The 25,483-nt window shown below is 44.1% G+C and carries 23 protein-coding genes; 13 read left to right on the top strand and 10 right to left on the bottom strand.

Annotated features, from left to right (window positions below; genetic code table 11):
- The 5 genes from sucA to sdhC form a co-directional block, all read right to left on the bottom strand.
- Positions 1–2,826, bottom strand: coding sequence for a 2-oxoglutarate dehydrogenase E1 component (gene sucA / locus OCU48_RS04015; RefSeq protein ID WP_141343828.1), 2,826 nt, complete (start codon positions 2,824–2,826; stop codon positions 1–3).
- Between the two features lie 124 nt (positions 2,827–2,950).
- Positions 2,951–3,661: a succinate dehydrogenase iron-sulfur subunit gene (locus tag OCU48_RS04010; RefSeq protein ID WP_141343827.1), complete on the bottom strand. Its 711-nt coding sequence runs from the start codon at positions 3,659–3,661 to the stop codon at positions 2,951–2,953.
- An 11-nt stretch (positions 3,662–3,672) separates the two neighbouring features.
- A complete protein-coding gene (gene sdhA / locus OCU48_RS04005; RefSeq protein WP_141343826.1) occupies positions 3,673–5,439 on the bottom strand; it encodes a succinate dehydrogenase flavoprotein subunit in 1,767 nt (588 codons plus the stop codon).
- Positions 5,440–5,787 (bottom strand): succinate dehydrogenase, hydrophobic membrane anchor protein, encoded by a 348-nt coding sequence (gene sdhD, locus OCU48_RS04000; protein ID WP_017026746.1) that lies wholly within the window; start codon positions 5,785–5,787, stop codon positions 5,440–5,442. It abuts the gene before it with no gap.
- Positions 5,781–6,161 carry a succinate dehydrogenase cytochrome b556 subunit gene (gene sdhC / locus OCU48_RS03995; protein WP_141343825.1) on the bottom strand — a complete coding sequence of 127 codons (381 nt, stop codon included), beginning with the start codon at positions 6,159–6,161 and terminating at the stop codon, positions 5,781–5,783. Before sdhC ends, sdhD begins: the two co-directional genes overlap by 7 nt.
- A gap of 404 nt (positions 6,162–6,565) precedes the next feature.
- Between sdhC and OCU48_RS03990 the strand changes: the two genes are divergently transcribed.
- The gene (locus OCU48_RS03990; protein ID WP_141343824.1) at positions 6,566–7,855 is read left to right on the top strand and encodes a citrate synthase; all 1,290 of its coding nucleotides are present in this window, start codon (positions 6,566–6,568) and stop codon (positions 7,853–7,855) included.
- A gap of 222 nt (positions 7,856–8,077) precedes the next feature.
- On the opposite strand, the gene OCU48_RS03985 is transcribed toward OCU48_RS03990, so the two are convergent.
- Positions 8,078–8,836 carry a Nif3-like dinuclear metal center hexameric protein gene (locus tag OCU48_RS03985; RefSeq protein ID WP_141343823.1) on the bottom strand — a complete coding sequence of 253 codons (759 nt, stop codon included), beginning with the start codon at positions 8,834–8,836 and terminating at the stop codon, positions 8,078–8,080.
- A gap of 253 nt (positions 8,837–9,089) precedes the next feature.
- On the opposite strand from OCU48_RS03985, the gene OCU48_RS03980 reads away from it, so the two are divergent.
- Both OCU48_RS03980 and OCU48_RS03975 read left to right on the top strand, forming a co-directional pair.
- A complete protein-coding gene (locus OCU48_RS03980; protein WP_141343822.1) occupies positions 9,090–9,866 on the top strand; it encodes a DUF1853 family protein in 777 nt (258 codons plus the stop codon).
- Positions 9,867–10,082: 216 nt separating this feature from the next.
- Positions 10,083–10,220, top strand: a complete 138-nt coding sequence (locus tag OCU48_RS03975; RefSeq protein WP_167496140.1) for a hypothetical protein — start codon at positions 10,083–10,085, stop codon at positions 10,218–10,220.
- 102 nt (positions 10,221–10,322) lie between these two features.
- Here OCU48_RS03975 and pgm read toward each other — a convergent pair whose 3' ends face one another.
- Together pgm and seqA are read right to left on the bottom strand one after the other, a co-directional pair.
- On the bottom strand, positions 10,323–11,969 hold the full coding sequence (gene pgm, locus OCU48_RS03970) for a phosphoglucomutase (alpha-D-glucose-1,6-bisphosphate-dependent) (RefSeq protein WP_141343821.1): 1,647 nt from the start codon (positions 11,967–11,969) through the stop codon (positions 10,323–10,325).
- An 84-nt stretch (positions 11,970–12,053) separates the two neighbouring features.
- Positions 12,054–12,614, bottom strand: a complete 561-nt coding sequence (gene seqA, locus OCU48_RS03965; RefSeq protein ID WP_141343820.1) for a replication initiation negative regulator SeqA — start codon at positions 12,612–12,614, stop codon at positions 12,054–12,056.
- Positions 12,615–12,706: 92 nt separating this feature from the next.
- On the opposite strand from seqA, the gene OCU48_RS03960 reads away from it, so the two are divergent.
- From OCU48_RS03960 to OCU48_RS03940, 5 genes are all read left to right on the top strand, one after another.
- A complete protein-coding gene (locus OCU48_RS03960) occupies positions 12,707–13,477 on the top strand; it encodes an alpha/beta fold hydrolase (RefSeq protein WP_141343819.1) in 771 nt (256 codons plus the stop codon).
- A gap of 69 nt (positions 13,478–13,546) precedes the next feature.
- A complete protein-coding gene (locus tag OCU48_RS03955; protein ID WP_141343818.1) occupies positions 13,547–13,765 on the top strand; it encodes a DUF2788 domain-containing protein in 219 nt (72 codons plus the stop codon).
- A gap of 55 nt (positions 13,766–13,820) precedes the next feature.
- Positions 13,821–14,348 (top strand): flavodoxin FldA, encoded by a 528-nt coding sequence (fldA, locus tag OCU48_RS03950; RefSeq protein WP_141343817.1) that lies wholly within the window; start codon positions 13,821–13,823, stop codon positions 14,346–14,348.
- Between the two features lie 215 nt (positions 14,349–14,563).
- Positions 14,564–15,010 (top strand): ferric iron uptake transcriptional regulator, encoded by a 447-nt coding sequence (gene fur, locus OCU48_RS03945; RefSeq protein ID WP_017026763.1) that lies wholly within the window; start codon positions 14,564–14,566, stop codon positions 15,008–15,010.
- 11 nt (positions 15,011–15,021) lie between these two features.
- Positions 15,022–15,624, top strand: coding sequence for a pilus assembly FimT family protein (locus tag OCU48_RS03940; RefSeq protein WP_141343816.1), 603 nt, complete (start codon positions 15,022–15,024; stop codon positions 15,622–15,624).
- Positions 15,625–15,701: 77 nt separating this feature from the next.
- Here OCU48_RS03940 and glnS read toward each other — a convergent pair whose 3' ends face one another.
- Positions 15,702–17,366 carry a glutamine--tRNA ligase gene (gene glnS, locus OCU48_RS03935; protein ID WP_141343815.1) on the bottom strand — a complete coding sequence of 555 codons (1,665 nt, stop codon included), beginning with the start codon at positions 17,364–17,366 and terminating at the stop codon, positions 15,702–15,704.
- Between the two features lie 172 nt (positions 17,367–17,538).
- Positions 17,539–18,999 (bottom strand): N-acetylglucosamine-specific PTS transporter subunit IIBC, encoded by a 1,461-nt coding sequence (nagE, locus tag OCU48_RS03930; RefSeq protein ID WP_141343814.1) that lies wholly within the window; start codon positions 18,997–18,999, stop codon positions 17,539–17,541.
- Between the two features lie 261 nt (positions 19,000–19,260).
- Between nagE and nagB the strand changes: the two genes are divergently transcribed.
- The 5 genes from nagB to OCU48_RS03905 all read left to right on the top strand — a co-directional run bounded on the left by nagB (position 19,261) and on the right by OCU48_RS03905 (position 25,378).
- Positions 19,261–20,061, top strand: coding sequence for a glucosamine-6-phosphate deaminase (nagB, locus tag OCU48_RS03925; protein ID WP_141343813.1), 801 nt, complete (start codon positions 19,261–19,263; stop codon positions 20,059–20,061).
- A 15-nt stretch (positions 20,062–20,076) separates the two neighbouring features.
- Complete coding sequence (nagA, locus tag OCU48_RS03920; RefSeq protein ID WP_141343812.1) at positions 20,077–21,213, top strand: N-acetylglucosamine-6-phosphate deacetylase; 1,137 nt, start codon at positions 20,077–20,079, stop codon at positions 21,211–21,213.
- Between the two features lie 2 nt (positions 21,214–21,215).
- Positions 21,216–22,436 carry a DNA-binding transcriptional regulator NagC gene (gene nagC, locus OCU48_RS03915; RefSeq protein ID WP_141343811.1) on the top strand — a complete coding sequence of 407 codons (1,221 nt, stop codon included), beginning with the start codon at positions 21,216–21,218 and terminating at the stop codon, positions 22,434–22,436.
- A gap of 70 nt (positions 22,437–22,506) precedes the next feature.
- The gene (locus tag OCU48_RS03910; protein WP_167496139.1) at positions 22,507–24,096 is read left to right on the top strand and encodes a cation:proton antiporter family protein; all 1,590 of its coding nucleotides are present in this window, start codon (positions 22,507–22,509) and stop codon (positions 24,094–24,096) included.
- Between the two features lie 121 nt (positions 24,097–24,217).
- Positions 24,218–25,378 carry a GGDEF domain-containing protein gene (locus OCU48_RS03905; RefSeq protein WP_141343810.1) on the top strand — a complete coding sequence of 387 codons (1,161 nt, stop codon included), beginning with the start codon at positions 24,218–24,220 and terminating at the stop codon, positions 25,376–25,378.
- Positions 25,379–25,483 lie beyond the last annotated feature (105 nt).

The following is a 25,483-nucleotide window of genomic DNA, read 5'->3' as shown; positions in this document are numbered from 1 at the left end:
TTATTCTTCTAGTTCTTTATCAATTGTAAGAGCGTCATTGATTAACGCTTTCTGTTGTTTCAAGTGAACCGACATGTAACCAACCGCTGGTGATGCAGAAGCTGGACGCCCTGCATAGTTAAGGGTTGTATTAAATGGCGTTGCCGCTCTGAAGTTGTGTTGGCTTGAATACCAAGCACCTTGGTTCTGCGGCTCTTCCTGACACCAAACGAAGTCTTTTGCTTCAGGGTAAACTGAGATCACTTCACGAAGGTCCGTTAGCGGGAATGGATACAGCTGTTCAATACGAACAATCGCTACATCTTCAAGTTCACGCTTGCGTCTCTCATCTAGCAAATCAAAGTAGACCTTGCCAGAACAAAAGACGACACGACGTACCTTAGCGTTATCTAGCTCATCCACCTCAGGAATAACCGATTGGAATGTTCCTTCCGCTAGATCTTCTAGAGACGACACACATAGAGGGTGACGCAGTAGAGACTTAGGTGACATAACAATCAGAGGACGACGCATTGGGCGTACTACCTGACGACGCAACATGTGGTAGACCTGTGCAGGAGTAGATGGCACCACAACCTGCATATTTTGTTCAGCACACAACTGTAAGTAGCGCTCTAAGCGAGCCGATGAATGCTCTGGGCCTTGTCCTTCATAACCATGAGGAAGCAACAATGTGATACCACATAGACGGTTCCACTTTTGCTCACCAGAGGAGATGAACTGATCAATAACAACCTGAGCGCCATTGGCGAAATCACCAAATTGAGCTTCCCAAATAGTCAGACCACCTGGCTCTGCTGTGGTATATCCATACTCAAATGCCAATACCGCTTCTTCAGACAACACTGAATCGAAGACTTGGAATGGGCCTTGCTTATCGTGGATGTTCGCTAGCGGAACATAAGTGCTAGCATCTTCTTGGTTGTGAAGCACTGCATGGCGGTGGAAGAAGGTTCCACGACCTGAATCCTGACCTGAGATACGGATACGTTTCCCATCATCCACTAAAGTGGCATACGCCAGTGTTTCTGCCATACCCCAATCAATAGCTTTCTCACCATCGATCATTGATTTACGGTCGTTATACAGCTTATTAACACGACTTTGCAGTTTATGGCTATCAGGGTAATCACAGAGCTTGTTGCCCAGTTCTTTAAGGCGAGTCAGTCCATACTGGCTGTCCCATTCCATATCCCATTCATGGCCTATATAAGGAGACCAATCCACTGAATGCAGTGCCATTGGGCGCCACTCTTTCACCACCACTTCACCGTGGTCGAGGGCGTCTCGGTATTCATTGACTAATTGTGTTGCTGTATCGATACCAATCTCATCGCGCTCCATCATCACATCAGCGTATAGCTTACGTGGTGTTGGGTGCTTCTTGATCTTTTGGTACATCAACGGCTGTGTTGCATTTGGTTCATCGGCTTCGTTGTGACCATGGCGACGGTAACAAACAAGGTCGATAACTACATCACGCTTAAACGTGTTGCGGTAATCGAGAGCAATGCGCGTAACAAACGCTACTGCTTCTGGATCATCGGCATTCACGTGAAATATTGGTGCCTGTACCATCTTGGCGATATCAGTACAGTACATAGTTGAGCGCGTATCACGAGGGTTAGACGTTGTGAAACCAATTTGATTGTTCACAACAATACGAACCGTACCCCCCACTTGGAAGCCACGCGCTTGAGACATGTTAAATGTCTCTTGTACTACACCCTGACCTGCAATTGCAGAGTCACCATGAATAGTAATAGGTAATACCTTTGAACCATTCTTGTCACCAAGACGGTCCTGACGAGCACGTACTGAGCCAATAACTACTGGATTAACGATCTCTAAGTGAGATGGGTTAAATGCCAATGCTAAGTGGACATTACCGCCAGGGGTCGCAAAGTCAGCAGAGAAGCCTTGGTGATACTTAACATCACCGGTGCCCCATGTTTCGTCGTGCTTACCCGCAAACTCATCGAACAAGTCCTGAGGCTTTTTACCCAAAACATTGACTAGCATGTTCAAACGACCACGGTGAGCCATGCCCACAACGACTTCACGCATACCACTACGACCTGCATGACGAATCAGCTCTTTGGTCATAGGGATAAGTGCGTCACCGCCTTCTAGAGAGAAGCGTTTTGCGCCGGGGAATTTTGCACCAAGGTAGCGCTCTAAGCCTTCAGCTGCGGTAAGTTCATCAAGATAGGTGATCTTCTCATCGAGAGTGAATTCTGGTTGAGATTGAACCGATTCAAGGCGTTGCTGAACCCAACGTTTCTGTTCTGTGTTGGTCATGTGCATGTATTCTGCACCGACTGAACCACAGTAAGTCTTGTTGAGCGCTTTATAGAGGTCTTTTAACTGCATCGTTTCTTGTGCTACTGCAAAAGAACCGACGTTAAAACTTTCATTGAGATCGTCTTCTGTAAGACTGTGAAACGCAGGGTCTAGTTCAGGCTGAACTGGGCGTTCCCATAAACCTAGTGGATCCAGATTGGCCGCTTGGTGGCCTCTAAATCGATAGGCGTTAATAAGTTGAAGTACCCTTACTTGTTTTGCATCGACATCAGGATCACTTACTTGGACATTATAATGCTTAGTCTCTTGTGCAAGTCTGCGAAAGTAGTCACGAACACGCGTATGAGATTGCTCCCCTTGCTCTGATGCCTGCACCGGCAGTTCATCAAAAACGCGCTTCCATTCCTCACTCACCAGATCTGGGTCACTTAGATAAAGTTCGTAGAGTTCTTCTACGTACGTTGCATTGGCGCCTGCCAAGTGTGAAGACTCGAGCCATGCCTTCATCACACCGTTATGCATATATTCCCTTAAACTGTAGATTAATACTTATTGTTTCGGTCTTTGCCGAACTTCTGCCCAAACCTAAATGTTTGGCTATGACGGGCTAAACAGTAAACTCTGAAAAGCCCGTAATTTCAATAATCTATACCGAACGATTGACCAACATCGTCTTGATATGCCCAATCGCTTTGGTAGGGTTCAACCCCTTAGGACATACACTGACACAGTTCATGATGCCATGACAACGGAAAACACTAAATGCGTCGTCTAGATCGCTCAGTCGTTCATCAGTTGCCGTATCTCGGCTATCAATTAACCAGCGATAAGCTGCTAATAGACCTGCAGGGCCAATGAACTTATCAGGGTTCCACCAGAATGATGGGCATGATGTGGTACAACATGCACACATGATACATTCATACAAACCATCAAGGTGTGCACGCTCTTCTGGAGACTGTTTATGTTCTCTTGATGGTGGCAGTTCACCGTCCGAGATAAGAAATGGTTTCACTTTTTCATAGTTGTTGTAGAACTGAGTCATATCAACAATCAAATCGCGAACAACGGGCAATCCGGGTAAAGGTCGAATTATAAGTGTATCGCCCTTTAATGCGGAAAGAGGCGTGATACACGCCAATCCATTCTTACCATTCATGTTTAAGCCATCACTACCACAGACACCTTCTCGACAAGAGCGGCGGAACGACAACGATGGGTCTTGCTCTTTCAACAAAATAAGCGCGTCCAACACCATCATATCTGAGCCTTCATCCACCTCTAAGGTGTACTGCTTCATATACGGTTTGCTGTCCACATCTGGGTTGTAGCGATAGACAGAAAATTTCAAGTTCATATCTCGCTCCCTTAGTACGTTCTAGCTTTTGGTGGAAATGCTCGGCGATGTACAGGTTCCATATTCACGTCACGTTTAGTCATAGACTCGGTATCTGGGTTGTACAGTGAATGACATAACCATTGCGCATCATCTCGGTCTGGGAAGTCAAATCGGGCATGTGCGCCACGACTTTCAGTACGGTAATTTGCTGCAACAGCGGTTGCGTATGCCGTTTCCATTAAGTTTTCCAACTCAAGACATTCAATTCGTTGAGTATTAAATTCGGTAGACTTATCTGCAAGATACGCATTGTTTAGACGCTCTCGAATCGCCTTAAGCTCTTCAAGACCTTTGGCCATTGCATCCCCTTCACGGAACACAGAAAAATTATTTTGCATACACTGCTGCAGATCTTTACGGATCTGCGTTGGGTCTTCACCTTCGGTGCTATTTTCCCAGCGATTATAACGCTCTAATGAACGCGCAATGTCTTCATCCGTTGCCGGTTTAGCTTCAGCTTGCTTTTGCAAGGTTTCACCAAGATGTAGACCTGTTGCTCGACCAAATACCACTAGATCTAGCAATGAGTTGCCACCAAGTCGGTTCGCGCCGTGTACTGAAACCGAAGCGATTTCACCACATGCGAATAGACCTTGGATCTCAACATCGGTTCCATCTTCTGTTTGCTTGATCGCTTGTCCTGATACCTGAGTTGGCACGCCGCCCATCATGTAGTGACAAGTTGGAATGACAGGAATAGGCTCTTTCACTGGATCAACGTGAGCAAAGGTCCGTGACAATTCACAAACGCCTGGCAGACGAGACTCTAGAGTCTCTTTACCAAGATGGTCTAATTTAAGTTTGATATGTGGACCCCAAGGGCCATCACAACCGCGACCTTCACGGATTTCAATCATCATTGAACGGGCAACCACATCACGACCGGCCAAATCTTTAGCATTTGGTGCATAGCGTTCCATGAAACGTTCACCGTCGTTATTTAGAAGGTAACCCCCTTCACCACGACAGCCTTCGGTCACTAAAACACCTGCGCCAGCAATACCGGTTGGGTGGAACTGCCACATCTCTATATCTTGCATAGGAACGCCGGCACGAATCGCCATGCCCACACCATCACCAGTGTTAATGTGTGCGTTGGTGGTAGATGCGTAAATACGGCCCGCACCGCCAGTCGCTAGAATGGTTGCTTTCGCTTTGAAATAACACACCTCACCCGTTTCCATGCACAGCGCGGTCGTACCAAGAATCGCACCGTCTTCATTTTTAACTAGATCAAGCGCATACCACTCAGAAAAAATGGTGGTTTTATGTTTGATGTTCTGTTGGTAAAGCGTATGTAACAATGCGTGACCAGTACGGTCTGCAGCTGCAGCTGTACGAGCAGCCTGCTCGCCACCAAAGTTTTTAGATTGGCCACCAAAAGGACGTTGATAGATAGAGCCGTCATCAAAACGGGAAAAAGGTAAACCCATTTTCTCAAGTTCGATAACGGATTCAGGACCATTTTTACACATGTATTCAATCGCATCTTGGTCACCGATATAGTCGGAACCTTTGACTGTGTCGTACATGTGTTGTTCCCAATGGTCTTCATGCGCGTTACCAAGAGCAACGGTAATACCACCTTGCGCTGATACTGTGTGAGAACGAGTAGGAAATACTTTTGATAACAATGCGCAAGTCAAACCTTGCTCAGAGATTTGTAGTGCCGCACGCATGCCCGCACCACCAGCACCAATGACTACTGCATCAAATTCGCGAACTGGAATCGTCATTTATGCCCCCCAAAGAATAAATAGGCCAGAGAAGAAGTAACCGAGTAGTACAGCAATAAGAACTAATTGCAGACTACCGCGCAATAGCGCCGGTTTAATGTAGTCGGTTAGTACCTGCCATAAACCGATCCATGCATGAATCAGAATGCAGAACAACGCGATCATGGTGAAAATCTTGGTGAACAGTCCACCGAAGAAATTGCTCCACTCCATATATCCTATGTCACCGGAAATAAGGAAAAAACCACATAAGTAGATGGTATAAAGCGTCAGGATGATTGCGGTTGCACGAACCAGCAGGAAATCATGGACACCATTGCGTCCAAACGAAGATACGTTATTTACCATACGATTATCCCCGCAACGAGTGCTAGAACACCAGTAATGATGAACGAGATTTGTGCGCTTTTAGCACCGCTCTCTAGTTCTTCAAAATACCCTAGGTCTTGGCAAAGATGTCTGATACCGCCCACGATATGGTAGAAAAGCGCAGTTAGTATTCCCCACAAGATAAATTTAACGAAGAAGCCATCAACGAAACTGGCTGCCTCCATAAAACCTTTTGGTGATGACAGAGAAATGGAAAGTAACCAAAGCAAAATTCCAACAGCGACAAAGGTGATAACACCAGATACCCTGTGTAGGATCGAAGCAATGGCAGTGATCGGGAAATGAATCGTCTGGAGGTCCAGATTGACAGGTCTTGTTTTTTTCTTGTCCACGGTGTGCTCACTCAGCTCCTTTGAGCAGTTTTACAAATTGTAAACATTTGGGCTTCTTTAGCAGAAATTTAACAAAAACTTACATAACTGCAGGTCGCCCCTGAATGTTTTGTCACTTTGTTAGTCTATAAAATAGAAAACTCTCCCTTGGTAAAGTCGATATCATAGGGAGATTAAACAAAGATATAGCCTTTATTTCAGCGCCACTATACGACCGTTAACAAACCAATACAATTGCATTAACAAATAATGTTACATAGACCCAATTTTTATTAATTCTATGCATAGAAACCTAAACAAGTGCACACAAAAAGGTATATAAATTGACTTCTCGCCCGAAGATCAGTACAAATTTGGTGCACCATTGAATCAAGATGGAAAATAAAATAACAAAGGAGAATGTTATGGCAGATAAGCAAGCGACTCTGACTATTGAGGGTCAAGCGCCTATCGAATTGCCGATTATGAAGGGGACCGATGGCCCAGATGTGATCGATGTTCGTACATTGGGAAGCAAGGGTTACTTTACCTTTGACCCTGGTTTTCTTGCCACTGCATCTTGTGAATCTCAAATCACTTACATTGATGGCAACGCGGGCATTTTATTGCACCGTGGTTTCCCAATCGATGAATTAGCAAACAACGCGGATTATTTAGAAGTTTGCTACATTTTGCTGTACGGAGAAGCTCCAACTCGTGAAAAATACGAGAACTTCAAGAAGATTGTAACGCGCCATACTATGGTGCATGAGCAAATCGCAAGCTTCTTTCACGGCTTCCGTCGCGACGCCCACCCAATGGCAGTAATGTGTGGGGTAGTAGGAGCACTAGCAGCCTTCTACCACGATTCACTAGACATTAATAATGACAAACATCGCGAGATCGCGGCATTCCGACTTCTGTCAAAAATGCCAACACTTGCGGCAATGTGCTACAAGTACAGCATAGGTCAACCATTTATTTACCCAAGAAACGACCTAAGCTATGCAGAAAACTTCCTTCATATGATGTTCGCAAACCCTTGCGAAGAATATGAAGTAAACCCTGTCGTTGCTCGTGCTATGGACAAAATCTTTACTCTGCACGCAGACCACGAACAGAATGCTTCTACGTCTACCGTTAGACTAGCGGGCTCTTCTGGTGCTAACCCATTTGCATGTATCGCAGCGGGTATTGCATCTTTATGGGGACCTGCTCACGGCGGTGCAAACGAAGCCTGCCTACATATGCTTGAAGAAATCGGCAGTGTAGACAAGATTGAAGAATATGTAGCACGCGCGAAAGACAAAGATGACCCATTCCGTTTAATGGGCTTCGGTCACCGCGTTTACAAAAACTACGATCCTCGCGCAACTGTAATGCGTGAAGCGTGCCATGATGTACTGAAAGAGCTGAACATTGAAGATCCTTTGTTAGACGTAGCAATGGAACTTGAGCGTATCGCTTTATCAGACGAGTATTTTGTAGAGAAGAAATTGTACCCGAACGTAGATTTCTACTCAGGTATCATTCTTAAGGCGATTGGTATCCCTGTATCTATGTTTACAGTTATCTTCGCTATCTCTCGTACTGTTGGTTGGATAGCACACTGGAGCGAAATGCACAGTGATCCACACAACCGCATTGGCCGCCCACGTCAGCTATATACAGGTGAAGTACAGCGCGAATTTAAGCCTCTTCACGAACGTGAATAGTCCCGCTTAAAGTACCACGATCAAAAGCCGTATTTCGATACGGCTTTTTTCGTTATTGGGTGTGCCATTGTTCAACTTAATCTTGCTCTAACGCCTTACTTATACCAATCGTAGTAAGTAGCTAATCCGTCTTTGCCTAGGTTAGTTAGACATAAATCAACCTTCAAGATAAACCAATATACTCGCCTTATGAATACGAATGCTTTGGTCTGTCTTATGCCGCTAGACGGGGTTATTGATATCGACAAAGGTGACGTCTAACCCGTGTTCCTTGGCTAGCCATTCACCCAGCGCTTTAATACCATAACGCTCTGTAGCGTGGTGACCCGCTGAAAAATAGTGAATATCTTGCTCACGGGCCACGAAGGTGGTGCGCTCTGAAATCTCTCCGGAAATAAAAGCATCCAAGCCGTTGTCTGCAGCTAGCTGAATGTAGTCCTGGCCGCCACCAGTACACCAGCCAACCGTTTCTATTAGTTTATCGGCATTCTCGGGGGCGATATGTAAAGGCTCTCTCTCTAGCGCTTTAGCGATACGTTTCGCAAATTCTACGCCGCTCACAGCTTGCTTCAAGCGCCCATACATAGCCACAGATTGAGCATGTCCTTCGAGGCCACCTTCAACCTCAATGTCCAACAGTTGTGCTAGACGTGCGTTATTGCCCAATTGCGGATGGATATCTAATGGCAAGTGATAGCCATACAAATTGATATCGTTCTTAATCAATGAGCGGATACGGCGACCTTTCATTCCGACTATCGGCTCCGGTTCACCCTTCCAAAAATAACCGTGATGAACGAGAATTGCATCGGCACCTAACTCGATAGCCTTATCAATAAGCGCTTGAGAAGCGGTCACTCCAGTGACGATTTTACTAATAGTTTTGCTTCCTTCGACCTGAAGTCCATTAGGCGCGTAATCTTTGATGAGTTCAGGAGAGAGTTTGTCATTAAGAATGCGTTGCAGCTGTAAGTTGTCCATTTTGCTTCCAAATAATTGAAAATTTATCTATACCAATCACAGTAAGTAAATGGTCAGAAATAGCGCAGGAAAAACGCTGGATCACAAGGCAGAACTTTTTGATAAGTAGCTATTCTACAATCAAAAATTCTAACGTCGTTATCGAATGTTTTAACAAGCTAGGATGACCAGTTATTGACTACGATTGGTATTATAATGTAGCAAGTTAAACAAACAAATGTCTGCTCGTCTACCTGCTAAGGGTCGTTAATCAATGCCAAATATCTACGTAGATGTCTCTACTTTATCTCAATTCGCTGATTGGATAGCGACAACACCGCCACTACTGCATGGTGATGAGATTATTGTAGAGCATCTCCCTTTTCAGACGCTTTGCGCTGAACAAATGCAAACCTACACAGGTAATCCTCGACTCGGGTTTATTTATCAGTATTTGTGCGAGCAACTCTTTGTACATAACCCTTCCCTTTCCATCACCACGACGGAACTGCAGCTCAGTGATAATGGAAGGACGATTGGCGAACTAGATTTTATTCTGTACAACCACCAGCAAGAACGGACTGAACATTGGGAGGTTGCCATTAAGTTCTATTTGCTTCATGGCGATAAATGGTATGGCCCGAATGCCATAGACCGGCTGGATAAAAAGCTTAAACATATGCTGGAACGACAGCTTCAGCACACACAGTCAGACGTTTTTATCCGCCAGTATCCACAATGGAAAAACCTATCTCAGCACTTGTTAATGCAAGGGCGTTTATACATCAACCCATTTGAGAACCAAGTCGTCCCAACGCATTGTGAAGAGAAAAGGATAAACAGCTCGCAGATTGCGGGCTATTGGTGTCATCAGAATCAGGCTAATAAAATAGACGAGAAATTGTATCGCTTAGATAAGCCGTTATGGGCTACTGGTAAAACCCAAGACTCATCGTTATTGGATAGCATTCAAGGTAAGATTTTGCATTGCCAAGGCGAGTCAGGTCGCTTCTGGTTTATTGTTCCTAATGATTGGCCCAATAATATCTAATCAATTTTTGAAACAGTGTTTGCATATTCAAGAACACCAAACACAAAAGAAAGATAAACTCAATAAATACAATAGGTTAGATTACCTTCAATATAAAGATTTGGACAGTTTTCAATTGTAGGCATCAAGGTTCATATTGAAGCTGAATGAACATAGGAATACAGTCTCGTTGTATTTTAAGTGTTTATTAATTATCCGGCTCGTCTAGGAGACCATATGTCCGAATTGATAGAAGCAATATCCGTTTTTATGCTTATGCTTTGCGCGCCAATCTTGATTGTTACCCTTGTTCAGCGAAAGCAAAAAAGCAAAGCTTGGGATTTTGAGCAAAGGCTTGCCCATCCTAGAGATTAAACCGACACACTATCTGAGACGGCAATATCTGCTTAAAAAAATCCCCATAGTACAAGAGCACTATGGGGATTTATTTTTCTCAACTACCGTTCAAGGCCTAGATTACAGACCTGCTGCCTTGAATACTTCGTTCACAATCTCTTGTGCTTCCGTTTCAATTAACTTCAGGTGCTCTGCACCCTTAAAGCTTTCGCAGTAAATCTTGTAGATTTCTTCGGTACCTGATGGACGCGCTGCGAACCAACCGTTAGCTGTCGTCACTTTAAGACCACCAATTGCTGCGCCATTACCTGGAGCGTGAGTCAAACGGGCTGTGATTGCGTCACCGGCTAGTGTATCTGCAGACACCATTTCCGCCGATAGCTTTTTAAGCACGTCTTTCTGAGGACCATTAGCAACCGCTTGGATACGGTTGTAGCTAGACTCGCCATGCTTAGCCGCTAGTTCGTTATAGTATTGCTGTGGGTTCTTACCCGTTACTGCCGTAATCTCTGCAGCAAGAAGACATAGAATGATGCCATCTTTGTCGGTAGCCCAAGGCGTGCCGTCTTTACGTAAGAATGAAGCGCCCGCGCTTTCCTCACCACCAAAGCCAAACTTACCTTCGTATAAACCATCTACAAACCATTTGAAGCCAACTGGCACTTCACATAGTTCGCGACCAAGGTCAGCAACAACGCGATCGATGATTGCACTGGATACTAACGTTTTACCAACCGCAACATCAGCACCCCAACCTTCACGGTGGCGATATAAGTAATCGATACATACCGCAAGGAAGTGGTTAGGGTTCATTAGGCCCGCTGGAGTCACAATACCGTGACGGTCGTAGTCTGGGTCGTTACCAAACGCCAGTTCATAGTCGTCTTTCAGTGCTAGCAGACCTGCCATTGCATAAGGAGAAGAACAGTCCATACGAACCACGCCGTCTTTATCCAAAGACATGAACTGGAAACTTGGGTCTACAGCTTCACTAACAAGCGTTAGGTCTAGGTTGTAAGCCTTCTGGATTTGACGCCAGTAATCGATGCCAGAGCCACCTAGTGGATCAACACCAATCTTAATAGTTGCTTTTTGGATTGCTTCCATATCAACAACGTTCACTAGATCAGCAACGTAAGGAGCAACCAAATCTTTCTCAACGAATAACTCGCTAGCTTTCGCTGCGGCTATGCCTACACGTTTTACATCAGCCAATCCTGCTGCGATGATCTCGTTTGCACGATCTTCGATAGCTTGAGTTAGCTCGCCCTCAGCAGGACCACCGTGAACTGGGTTGTATTTGATGCCGCCATCTTGTGGTGGGTTATGCGACGGAGTAATTACAATGCCATCTGCTTTTGCATCGTTAACCAAGTTGTACGTTAGGATTGCGTGAGAGATACCCGGAGTTGGTGTGTAGCCTTCGTCTTCTTGACAAATAACTTGAACACCATTTGCCACTAATACGTCTACCACTGTTGCAAATGCTGGCTCTGAAAGAGCGTGAGTATCTTTACCCACAAATAGAGGACCAGTTACACCGTTGCTTGCGCGAACTTCAGCTACAGCTTGAGCAATAGCAAGAATATGGTTTTCGTTGAACGTAGTCTTATCAGCACTACCACGGTGTCCAGAGGTACCAAATGCTACCTTTTGATCCGCATTGCCTGCTTCAGGCTGAAGTAGGTAATAGTTAGCTACCAACTGAGGGATGTTGTGTAAATCTTCTTGCTGGGCCTTTTGCCCGGCGCGAGGATGCATAGCCATTGTTGTATTCCTTTTTTATAGTTCTTCAAATTTTAAAATGCCCGCAAAAAGGGGGAAGTTCTTTGCAGGCATAATTCCTTGGGATTAAATTGAGCGAGTCACTCGCTCTATTAACTCTGCGGGGAATGACATTCTCACCATCAACTGATCAACCATCTGACGTTTACGGCTGGTGTTGTTATTGGTGATCACCCAAAAAGGTGACCCAGGAATGGCTCTTGGTTTGGTCGTGGTGCCACTTGCCAAGAGCACTGCTTCGTTATCTGCGAAGTAAACGCGTTTGCGACCCTTAACCTGAGTCGCTTCGGCGAATCCATCTTTATCAATTCGATGAAGTGCAGATAATACAAACATAAATCTATCAATCGCTTTATCTAAAGCGGCAAATTCATCAGAGATGAGTTCACTGCGAATTTGCTTGATAGGGTCAATCGATTGCGACGGTTTACCTACGATGATAGGTGTGGCCGCGCCTGTAGGTTCAATATCTGTATCTGGCTTTGCCGTAACAGACTCTGCTTCTAGCTTGGCAATACCATCCACATCTAGTAAACGTCGTAGAATATCGGATGCACTCTCTCCAATTCGCTGGGTACGGCTCGCGATAAATCTATACAGTTCTTCGTCAACTTCGATGGTTTTCATTCGCTTTTCACAATCTTATTAGTTTAAACTGCGCCAGATTATACCCAGTTATTGAGTAAGTCTCTACGGAAAGCAAAAGGGAATTGGAGAAAATGTCGAGCCAGTTACACTATAAGATCCAAGGTCATGGTAAACCTATACTTTTGATCCACGGTTTGTTTGGAAGTTTAGATAATTTAGGCCTCCTCGCCCGCGATCTCAGTCAAGATCATCAAGTGATTAGTGTTGATCTACGCAATCATGGTCAATCTTTGCACAGCGATGTACACAATTATGCCGCTCAAGCCGAAGATATTCGCCAGTTAATCGATGAACTAGCGTTAAGCGAATTGACTGTGATCGGCCATTCTATGGGCGGAAAGGTGGCAATGAAGTATGCCTCAATTAGTCAGCTTAACATCAAGCAATTGATTGTCTTGGACATGGCACCGGTCGCTTATAATGTTGACAGGCACAGCAATGTCTTTTTGGGTATTCAAGAAGTTGCCAATCACAAACCCAAGCTTCGCTCTGAAGCCATGACCCTAATGGCCAAGCACATTGAAATAGAAGGTGTCAGACAATTTTTGAGCAAGTCACTTTATAAGGTTGGCGAAACCTTAGACTGGCGTTTCAACCATAAAGCCTTGCAGTTACAGTATTCAGAAATCATGACTTGGTCTGCCTTACCAGCAAACCCTTTACCTACCCTATTTATTAAGGGTGCAGATTCGGACTATATTCAAGGTGAACATCAGCCTGAGATTATGGCTCAATTCCCAAATGCCAAAGCTCATGTGATAGCAAACACAGGGCACTGGTTGCATGCCGAGAAACCGGACATGGTATTGCGAGTTATTCGCAAGTTTATTGCACAAAATTAAAGGTCAAGGGTCACAGGCCATAGCAGGTTATGATATAGTTCCGCGATTGATAAAGCATAAAGGGATGCCATGCTCTACGATTACATAAATCAGATTGAATCCATTGGACTTGATTTGTTGTTTGCCTCCGTATTTTTACTCATCGGTCTCGCAATCAAAGACGTTCTAAAGCAGGGTAATGTCCCTCCATTTGGTCGTCGTATCGTATGGCTTGTGTTGTTTTTAGGTTGTGCTGGTTTTATTCTCAAAGGGCTCATTCAGCTGTCTTGGGAAGGCGCTGGTATATAACCTAAAGCTCACTTTATAAACGCATCCGATTACATCTAATATAGGTACTGATTCTATGGCAAGTGTAGGTCTCTTCTTCGGCAGTGATACTGGTAATACAGAAGCTGTTGCAAAGATGATTCAAAAGCAACTCGGTAAAAAACTGGTTCATGTTCAAGATATTGCAAAGAGCAGCAAAGAAGACATTGATAACTTCGACCTGCTTCTGATCGGTATTCCAACGTGGTACTACGGTGAAGCTCAATGTGATTGGGATGACTTCTTTCCTGAACTTGAAGGTATCGATTTTAGCACTAAGCTAGTCGCAATCTTTGGTTGTGGTGACCAAGAAGATTATGCTGAATACTTCTGTGACGCTATGGGTACCGTTCGCGATATCGTAGAAGGCAAAGGTGGCACTATTATGGGTCTCTGGCCAACAGAAGGTTACGAATTTGAAGCGTCAAAAGCTCTTGTTGATGATGACAACTTCATCGGCCTGTGCATTGACGAAGACCGTCAACCTGAATTAACTGACGAACGCGTAACTAAGTGGGTTAACCAAATCCACGCTGAGATGTGTCTTGCTGAACTAGAAGACTAACTCTTATTCAGATTGTAAAAAGGGGCTCATAGCCCCTTTTTTGTATCTGTCATTTGGACCGTTACGAAATTGTAAAGATTTATCACATACTATTCGTGACATCCTTCCGTTTTATGACCAAAAGAAATAACCATCACAAGTACATGGTTTATTGTTCTGACTCCTTCCCATATAATGAACGTTAGAGTAAGGCTCAGATTTTTATAGGAACGTTCATGCCAGATAATAATAAAGCCCTAAAGGAAGCAGGGTTGAAGGTCACTTTACCACGCTTAAAAATTTTAGAGCTACTTCAGCAGCCAGGTTGTCAGCACATTAGTGCAGAAGAGCTGTATAAAAAATTAATCGATATCGGTGAAGAGATTGGTCTTGCTACCGTTTATCGAGTGTTAAACCAGTTCGATGATGCCGGTATTGTTACTCGTCACCACTTTGAGGGTGGCAAGTCAGTATTTGAGCTTTCAACTCAGCACCACCACGACCATCTTGTCTGTCTTGATTGTGGCTCAGTAATCGAATTTAGCGACGAAGTAATTGAAGAACGTCAGCGCGAGATTGCTAAACGTTACAATATCAACCTGACTAACCACAGTCTTTACCTATACGGCCGCTGTGCCAACGGTGACTGTAAAGCTGATCCTAAGGCGCACACGCCTAAGTAGAGTCAAACAAAATGCCTATCAGTAAAAATGGATTTACGCTGATTGAGTTGATAGTTGTTATCGTGATACTCGCGGTGCTAGCTGTAGTGGCTGCCCCGCGATTTTTAGATCTTAATTCTGATGCGCGCGAGTCTATGCTGCAAGGTGCAGCAGCCGAATTCCAACAATCGATTAATTTTGCACATCAAAGATGGGTTGTTGAAGGTAGAGGCAATGAATCATACGCCAATATGCCTGGATACGCAGAAGGGACTGATACAACTCAAGGTAGTAACAGTATAGATAGCCATCTGGATATGAATGATGTTGGATTCCCACTCGGAGTCGATAAGAACGATCCAATGGGAGCACCCTTTAATATTGGTAAGGGAAATAAGGCTTGTTATTTGTTGTGGGAGAGACTTCTCGACTCATCACTAACAGCGACCAATAATGTTAACCAAGCTGAAAATTATGATTTTTACGCCATTCGACAAAAAGGTGATGAAGGTCATCAATCTAAATGTGTTTATATCTTCACTCAGGATGGGTTCGCGACTCAACCTAACAACGCAAAACACGTTATCTGGTACGACTCTCGTACGGGCGATGTCTCTTATGTTCTAAATGATTAATCGCAACAATCTCCCAAAACAGACATAAAAAATGCCAGCATATTTGCTGGCATTTTGTTTCTAGTACAAGTGCATTGTTAGCTATTGTTTGCCCAAGTATCACGTAGGCCAACCGTACGGTTGAACACTAGATTTTCAGTGCTACTGTCTTTGCTGTCTACACAGAAGTAACCAGTACGCTCAAACTGATAACCTGCTTCAACCTCTGCGCCTACTAGGCTAGGTTCAACAAAGCCCTGCTTCACTGCTAGTGATTCCGCGTTAATCGTTGATTTAAAGTCTTCTGCCGCCGCTGGGTTTGGCACAGTGAACAAACGATCGTACAGACGAATTTCTGCAGGAACACCCTTATCAGCAGATACCCAATGAATAACGCCCTTCACTTTACGACCATCCGCAGGGTTCTTACCTAGCGTCTCATCATCATAAGTACAGAAGATTGTAGTGATGTTACCTTGCTCATCTTTCTCGATGCGCTCAGCTTTAATCACGTAAGCGCCACGCAGACGTACTTCTTTACCAAGAACCAAACGTTTATACTTTTTGTTTGCTTCTTCACGGAAGTCATCAGCTTCGATCCATACTTCACGAGTGAACGGTACTTCGCGGCTACCCATTTCAGGCTTGTTTGGATGATTTGCTACGTTTAGCGTCTCAACCTGATCTTCAGGGTAGTTTTCAATCACCACCTTAACAGGCTCAAGAACCGCCATAGCACGAGGTGCATTCTCGTTTAAGTCATCACGAATACACGACTCTAGTGAACCAAACTCAATCATATTCTCTTGTTTGGTGACACCAATACGCTTACAGAATTCACGAATAGATGCAGGCGTGAAACCACGGCGACGTAAGCCAGAGATGGTAGGCATACGTGGGTCATCCCAACCGTTGACCAAGTTCTCAGTCACTAACTGGCTCAGCTTACGCTTAGACATTACCGTATATTCAAGATTCAAGCGGCTAAACTCATACTGATGTGGCTGAACATCAATAGTGATGTTTTCCAGGACCCAGTCGTACAAGCGACGGTTGTCTTGGAATTCAAGAGTACACAAAGAGTGAGTAATTCCCTCTAGGGCATCTGAAATACAGTGAGTAAAGTCGTACATTGGGTAAATGCACCACTTGTCAGCAGTTTGATGGTGATGCGCAAAACGCACACGGTATAGAACCGGATCACGCATAACCATGAATGATGAGCTCATATCGATTTTAGCACGCAAGCATGCCTCACCTTCTTTAAAGCCACCGTCACGCATTTTTTCAAATAACGCTAAGTTCTCTTCAACAGTGCGATTGCGATACGGGCTTTCTTTACCCGGTGCTTTCAACGTACCGCGGTATTCGCGGATTTCATCAGCCGTTAGCTCTTCAACATAAGCTAGGCCCTTATTGATAAGCTCAACTGCGTATGCATACAACTGATCAAAATAGTTTGACGAGTAACAGATATCACCAGACCAGTTGAAGCCTAGCCATTGAACGTCGTTCTTGATGGAGTCAACGTATTCAATGTCTTCTTTTTCAGGGTTGGTGTCATCAAAGCGCAGGTTGCACTGGCCCTGATAGTCTTGAGCAATACCAAAGTTTAGACAGATCGACTTAGCGTGTCCGATATGCAGATAGCCGTTTGGCTCTGGCGGAAAACGAGTATGCACGCTGCTATGTTTGCCATCCGCGATATCTTTATCGATGATTTGACGGATAAAATTCGATGGTCGAGCCTCAGCTTCACTCATCTACAACACCTCATGGTTCAATTTTAAAGTTCTATTACGCCCTACATTGTATTCGTCTAAACAACTAAATCTAGATGTTTGTGTTATGAAAGGTAAAAAAAATGCCTCCCAAGGGAGGCATTCTGCATTAAACACAATTTCAGTACGAAATAATCGTAATATTTCTCAGCATTTATGCTGGCAGACGCTTCATCTCACCGGCAATAATTTCAGCAAGTGGACCAAGGATAACTTGAACGTTATTTGAACCTAGTTTCACTACACCCATAGCACCTAAGTCTTTAAGCTCTTTTTCACTAATGACACTGGTGTCATTTAGAGTAAGACGTAGACGAGTAATACATGCATCGATGTTAGTAATGTTGCTGTGACCACCTAGAGCTTTAAGGTACTGCTGAGCAAGCTCTGACGTATCTTCTGAAGCCTTTGTGCCCGACTGCTCTTCATCATCATCTTCACGACCTGGTGTTTTAAGACCAAACTTAACGATAACAGTACGGAACACTGCGTAGTAGATAGCGAAGAATGCAAAGCCTTGTAGAATCAGCATGTACCAATCTTTCGCAAGCGGGTTGCGGCTAGATAGAACCATATCCACAAGACCTGCTGAGAAGCCAAAGCCTGCAATCCACTCCATTGATGCTGCGATGTATACAGAGATACCTGTCATAACAGCGTGCAGAACATATAGTGCTGGAGCTAGGAACATGAATGAGAATTCTAGTGGCTCGGTTACACCCGTGAAGAAAGAAGCGAAACCTGCAGCAATCATGATAGATGCTACTTTTTCTTTGTTCTTAGACTTTGACGTGTGGTAGATAGCGAGTGCTGCACCCGGTAGACCAAACATCATGATTGGGAAGAAGCCCGCTTGGTACATACCAGTTACACCGACGATACCAGTACCTTCTGCGATAGACTTAGCGCCACCTAGGAAGTTAGGGATGTCGTTAATACCTGCAACGTCGAACCAGAATACTGAGTTCAATGCGTGGTGAAGACCAACAGGAATAAGTAGACGGTTAAAGAATGCGTAGATACCAGCACCTACAGAACCCATACCTTGGATAGACTCACCGAAGTGTACAAGGCCATCGTAGATTGCAGGCCATACGTACATAAGTACGAATGCCATTACGATACCAGCAAAAGACGTCAAGATAGGAACGAGGCGCTTACCAGAGAAGAATGCTAGCGCTTTGTGCAATTCAACAGTAGAGAAGCGGTTGTAGATCTCAGCAGAGATAATACCCACAAGAATACCTACGAATTGGTTTTGAATCTTACCAAATGCTGCAGGAACTGCGTCGCCGCTAATACCTTGAATCTGTGCTACTGCACCAGGAGATAGAAGAGTAGTAACAACATACATCATCACAAGACCAGAGAGTGCCGCTGCACCATCTTTATCTTTAGACATACCGTAAGCAACACCTACAGCGAACAGCCAAGACATGTTGTCGATGATTGCCGCACCCGCTTTGATAAGGAAGCCAGCTAATGCACTGTTACCACCCCAACCGGTTGGGTCAATCCAATAACCAATACCCATGAGTATCGCTGCTGCTGGTAGCGTAGCAACCGGCACCATTAGCGCCTTACCTACCTTCTGAAAATATCCAAGAATGTTCACGTTACTTCTCCCCCTGAGGAATCTGAAAATAAGTCTAAAACTTTTTTTAGCTGATTAATTTAGTCCTCTTCATCTTAATGGCTTAAATTTGCGTCGCAAATTAAAACCCTATAAAACGTGAGCCAAGTCATAGCAAAGCGTGTAGACAGCCTGTTTTTGTTAGATAGATCATAAAACTTATTTCACACTTAAAAATAACAATCATTTTGAGTATACTAAGCACAATTAAATAAATTTTTAAATCTTGGCGAGGTATCCACCGTGAGGCTCATCCCACTAGAAACAAGCGCAGACGTCGGTCGTTGGTCTGCTCGACATATTGTCAATACTATAAATAAGTTTGGCCCAACCGCTGACAGACCTTTTGTGCTTGGTCTACCTACCGGTGGTACGCCGCTCAATACCTACAAGTACTTAATAGAAATGTACACAGCGGGAGAAGTGAGCTTTAAGAATGTGGTGACCTTCAATATGGATGAATACGTTGGCCTGCCTAGCGATCACCCAGAGTCGTACCGCACCTTTATGTATGAGAATTTCTTCAACCATGTTGACATTCAAGAGCAAAACATAAACTTGTTGGATGGCACCACAGAAGACCATGATGCCGTGTGCCGCGCTTATGAAGCCAAGATTAAATCTTATGGCCGCATTAACTTATTTATGGGTGGCGTGGGTCATGATGGCCATATCGCATTTAACGAGCCAGCATCGTCTCTTTCGTCTCGCACTCGTATTAAAACGCTGACCGAAAAAACTCGCATTGCTAACTCTCGTTTCTTTGATGGCGACATTAACCAAGTACCTAAGTATGCGTTAACTATCGGTGTTGCGACGCTTCTCGATGCAGAAGAAGTGATGGTACTTATTACTGGTCACAACAAAGCGCAGGCACTGCAAGCTGCAGTAGAAGGTTCGGTGAATCACCTATGGACTGTGAGCGCAATGCAGATGCACTCAAAAGCCGTTATTGTCGCGGACTCACCGGCTTCTCAAGAATTGAAAGTCAAAACCCTTAAATACTTCCGCGAGTTAGAAGCGGAAAATATCAAAGATCTTTAATTAGGAGCAGCAAGTATGTATGCATTAACGAACTGCACCGTGTTCACGGGTAGCGACACTTTATTTAACCACGCGGTAGTCATTGAGAACGACCGAATCAAAGCTGTATGCCTTGAAGAAACATTAGACACTGGTATTGAACGTATCGATCTAGAAGGTGCAAACTTAAGCCCTGGCTTCATCGATCTTCAATTAAATGGCTGTGGTGGTGTGATGATCAACGACGACATCTCGCCTGAAACCATGCAGATTATGCACGAAGCTAACCTAAAATCTGGCTGCACAAGTTTTCTGCCAACCCTGATCACCTCTTCAGATGAAAGTATGCGCAGCGCAATCGAAGCTCAGCGCAAATATCAGGAGCAAAATAAACATCAATCACTCGGTCTACACCTTGAAGGCCCTTATCTGAACCTTGCAAGAAAAGGCATTCATACAGAGTCTTATATTCGTCAATCAGACGATGCGATGATCAGCTTTATCTGCCAACATTCAGAACTAGTGGCTAAGGTAACCTTAGCTCCTGAACAAAACAGGCCAGAGCACATCAAGCAACTTAAAGAGGCAGGGATTGTTGTCTCAATCGGTCACACAGCAGCAACGTATCAACAAGCACGTGATAGTTTTGAGCAAGGCATTACCTTTGCAACTCACCTATTTAACGCCATGACTCCGATGACAGGTCGTGAGCCAGGTGTCGTTGGCGCTATATTCGATACTCCAGACGTCTATGCGGGCATTATCGTTGATGGGCATCATGTAGACTATGCTAACATCCGCATCGCACATAAACTCAAGGGTGAAAAACTGGTACTAGTCACAGATGCAACGGCTCCAGCAGGCGCAGAGATGGACCAGTTCAATTTTGTCGGCAAAACGGTGTACGTTCGTGATGGAATGTGTGTAGGTGAAGACGGCACATTAGGTGGCTCTGCACTTACCATGATTGAAGCAGTAGAGAACTGCGTTAAGCATGTAGGTTTATCTCTTGATGAAACACTACGCATGGCAACATTGTATCCAGCAAAAGCAATCGGTATGGACCACAAACTTGGTCGTGTAAAACCTGATATGATTGCGAACCTTACCATTTTTAACAATGACTTTAACGTTAAAGCGACCGTAGTAAACGGTCAATTTATACAGGGATAATTATGACTGGCGGACAAATTGGCAATGTAGACCTAGTAAAACAGTTGAACAGCGCAGCTGTCTATCGACTGATTGATCAGAAAGGGCCTATCTCACGCATTCAGATTGCGGAATTAAGCCATTTAGCGCCAGCAAGTGTCACTAAGATCACTCGTCAGCTATTGGAATGTAATCTCGTACAAGAGGTTGCTCAGCAAGCCTCTACCGGTGGCCGACGAGCGATATCCCTAACCACACAGGTGACTCCATTTCACTCAATCGCAGTGCGTGTTGGGCGAGATTATATTCAGTTGTCTCTGCATGACCTTAGCGGAGAGATCCTCGCACAAAGTGAATCTGCAATTCAGTACAGCGATCAAGAGCAATTAGTGGGGCAAATCTTTGATAAGATTAAGCTTTTCAAAGCCAGCAATGAAGGCATATCTCACAACTTAATTGCTATTGGTGTGATTTTACCTGGTTTGGTTAATCCTGATGTGGGTGTTGTGCAATACATGCCTAACACCAAGATTGATAATCTGCCTTTGGCTCAGATCTTAAAAGATGAATTTAAGACCGAGTGTTTCGTAGGAAACGACATTCGTGGTATGGCTCTCGCTGAGCATTATTTTGGCGCAACACGCGATTGCAAGGATTCAATCCTAATCAGTGTACACCGCGGCACCGGTTCCGGCATTATGGCTGGAGGTCAGGTTTTCTTGGGTTCAAACCGAAACGTAGGCGAAATTGGTCACATTCAAGTGGACCCTCTTGGTGAGCAGTGCCAGTGTGGTAACTTTGGTTGCCTAGAGACTATTGCGGCTAACCCTGCAATTATTAAAGGTGTAAAAGCACGTTTAGCGCAAGGCTATAATTCTACACTTGCCGATGAGCCTCAAGTCACCATAAATGCTATTTGCAAACATGCTCTTAGTGGTGATGCATTAGCAACACAAAGCATTGTGCGAGTAGGCGACCAGCTCGGTAAAGCAGCAGCAATTGTAATCAACTTGTTCAATCCACAAAAGATCGTCATTGCTGGTGATATTACCAAGGCAAAAGAGGTATTATTCCCTGCCATTCAAAGGAACGTAAACAGCCAATCGCTCACTGCGTTTCACAAAGATTTACCCATCGTCTGCTCTGAACTAGAGCAACATCCGACAATGGGGGCGTTTGCAATTGTTAAACGAGCCATGTTAAATGGCATATTGTTACAAAAATTGATGGATTCTACGCAATAAGTTCAATCATCTCAGACTCGTTTGTGGTTGAATATGCGCCAAATTATCAACCACTTTCGAGACTGCATAAATGGATATAATGCTCATCTTGGGCGCTTTTGTTGCTGGCTTTGTCGCGCAACGCTGCAACCTCCCTCCCCTTGTCGGTTTTTTACTGGCTGGCTTCACTCTCAATGCCTTTGGTTTCGAAAGCAACGATGCAATCAATCAGCTTGCTGATCTTGGCGTTACCTTACTGTTATTCACTATCGGCCTAAAGCTTGATATTAAGGTGTTACTGTCCAAAGAGATTTGGGCTGGTGCAACCCTGCACAACCTAGCTTCTACCGCCTTCTTTACTTTTTGTTTAGTCGCTCTGCAGGTTATCGGTGTCAGTCTTTTCGCGGATATGTCCTTTGAACAACTCATTATCTTGGGTTTTGCACTCTCTTTTTCTAGTACCGTATTTGCCATTAAAGCCCTACAAGATAATGGTGAGATAAACTCAGTCTACGGCACATTAGCTATTGGTATCTTAGTCATGCAAGATATCTTTGCCGTGGCTTTTCTTACCGTATCGACAGGTAAAGTCCCTGAATGGTATGCCATTTTCCTTTTCGCTCTGCCGTTAGTCCGCCCGCTCTTTTATAAAGTACTAGATAAAGTGGGTCACGGTGAGTTATTGGTGCTTGGTGGTATCTTCTTTGCGTTAGTAGTGGGGGCTGGGTTATTTGAATTAGTGGGTGTCAAAGGCGACCTAGGCGCTCTAATTCTTGGTATGCTCCTTGCCGGACATAGCAAGTCTTCCGAGCTTTCTAAATCTCTGTTTAATTTGAAAGAAATGTTCTTGGTCTGTTTCTTTCTCAACATCGGTCTTTCTGAACAGCCGACTTTGGCTGGATTGATTCTGGCTTTGGTATTCATGCTGCTATTGCCAGTCAAAGGAATTCTGTATTACTTGATATTAGACCGATTCAAATTTCGGGTACGAACGTCACTACTTGCGTCGTTAACGCTGTTTAATTTCAGTGAATTTGGTTTAATTGTCGGTGGTTTAGCTTACAAGCAGGGTTGGATCTCCGGAGATATTATGGTCTCTATAGCCCTAGCCGTTTCAATTTCATTTATTATTGCAGCCCCTCTTAATCGCTTTAGTAATAGCATCTATCGCCGCAGTGCCAGTTGGCTTAAAGAACATAGTGATGCCAAAATTAATATCCGAGACCAGTTTATTGGTGTTGGCCAAGCTCAGGTTATGGTTCTCGGTATGGGTCGAATTGGTACTGGTGCCTACGATGAACTCACTGAGCGCCACGGTGATATTTGTTTAGGTATAGAAATACGAAATGATACAGCGGACCATCACCAACGCCATGCTAGAAATACCATCTGTGGCGATGTTACCGACTCCGACTTTTGGGAACGCATTCAAAATCTGGATCAGATTAAATTAGTCTTGCTTGCCATTCCAAATAACCAAGGTAATCGCTACGCCTTAGAACAATTGCGACTACGAGGTTACCAAGGAAAAATAGCCGCTATTGCCGAATATCAAGATCAGGTTGAGCAGTTTATCGAACTTGGCGCCGATGCAGCCTTTGATATTTATAGAGAAGCGGGAAGCGGATTTGCTCGGCATGTATGTGATACATTAAATCCGAATTTCACAACCATGAAATAAAGCAAAATCGAGCCCTCAAAGAGGGCTCGATTTACTTTATTTCATTGATAATAAGGAATATTCCTTTTTTGGTTCAGACTTGTTCTATTATTGATACAAAACCTTTTTCGAGTGAGTATGTGTGATTCCGACCTTCAACACCGACGACCTTCCTCGTGGTTTCAATGCCTATGTAGCGGAAAACAATAAAAAGCAATTAAAATTCTGGCTTCCTATCCTTGCACTATCAATGCTGTCGCTTGGCATTTTTATGCCTCTTTGGGAAGCTCGAAGTTTTCTATTAATAGAAGAAGAGGTTAACTCCTTTTTTCATTTTTACATGGTCTATGTACTGCCGTTAGTCTTTTTGCTCTTCAGATTCATTCTGATAAAGTTGCCCGCGAACAACAACAGTAATCTAGCGTGCCTGTTCTTAGTCTCAAACATGCTAGCAGCACAACATGCCGCTATGATCACTCTATCCGTCACTCTGTCGCCTCTTTCAGTAATCTTGGTTACCGCTATGGCTAAGATGATGATCCTACGTATCAGAGAAATCATTTATGTATGGGGTTTTAGCTTAATGACAGGATTCTGGATTGTTGATGTAGCCCAAGACGCAACAATCACCTCCATACACTTACTTATCTCTCTTTCCATCATGTTTGGTTGGATGCTTTATTTAGGTAATGACCATTATAAAACCAAGTTACAAGCTTTCATTTACGACAAAGAGCAATGGAAAGCCAAAAAACAAATCACCATACAACTAATGGAACTAGAAGCTCAGAAGAAACAGCTTCAGCAATTAATCGGTAAAGACGCACTGACTGGAATCTTCAACCGCGGTTACTTCGATCAACATTTAAGAAACGAAATAAAAAGGACTACGCGCTCATCGGCACCTTTAGGGTTATTGATAATAGATATCGATCATTTCAAAATGGTAAATGACCAGCTGGGACATCATACAGGGGATGTCTATTTAACAAAGGTGGCAAAAGCCCTAGAAAAAGTGGCTAAACGGCCAACGGATATCGTCGCTCGTTATGGCGGAGAAGAGTTTGTGCTTTTGCTTCCTGATACACATAGCAAAGGACTCGAATTACTCGCACAACAAATTTTACATACCATCAATGAACTCGCCATTCCTCATCCGATTCAATCGCATCTTACCGTCAGTATCGGCGGTTGTGAATTTGATTCACACTCTATGGACAAAGTGTCATTTTTTGAGCGTGCAGACCAAGCCCTATACCGCGTCAAATCAGGCGGTCGCAATAATTACTTTATTGCCAGCTAGGTCTAGCTCTACTCTGTATCGTCTAATTGTTGACTTAAATTAGATACCATCTAATAAAAGTTCTTTTTTATTAAATAAATTCAACCTTAGTCACTCTTTGATTAT

Origin of the sequence: Vibrio inusitatus (assembly GCA_024346935.1) — a bacterium.
Taxonomy (GTDB): domain Bacteria; phylum Pseudomonadota; class Gammaproteobacteria; order Enterobacterales; family Vibrionaceae; genus Vibrio; species Vibrio inusitatus.
Note: the sequence above shows the minus strand (reverse complement) of the source record. Positions and strands in the feature narration are given on the sequence as shown.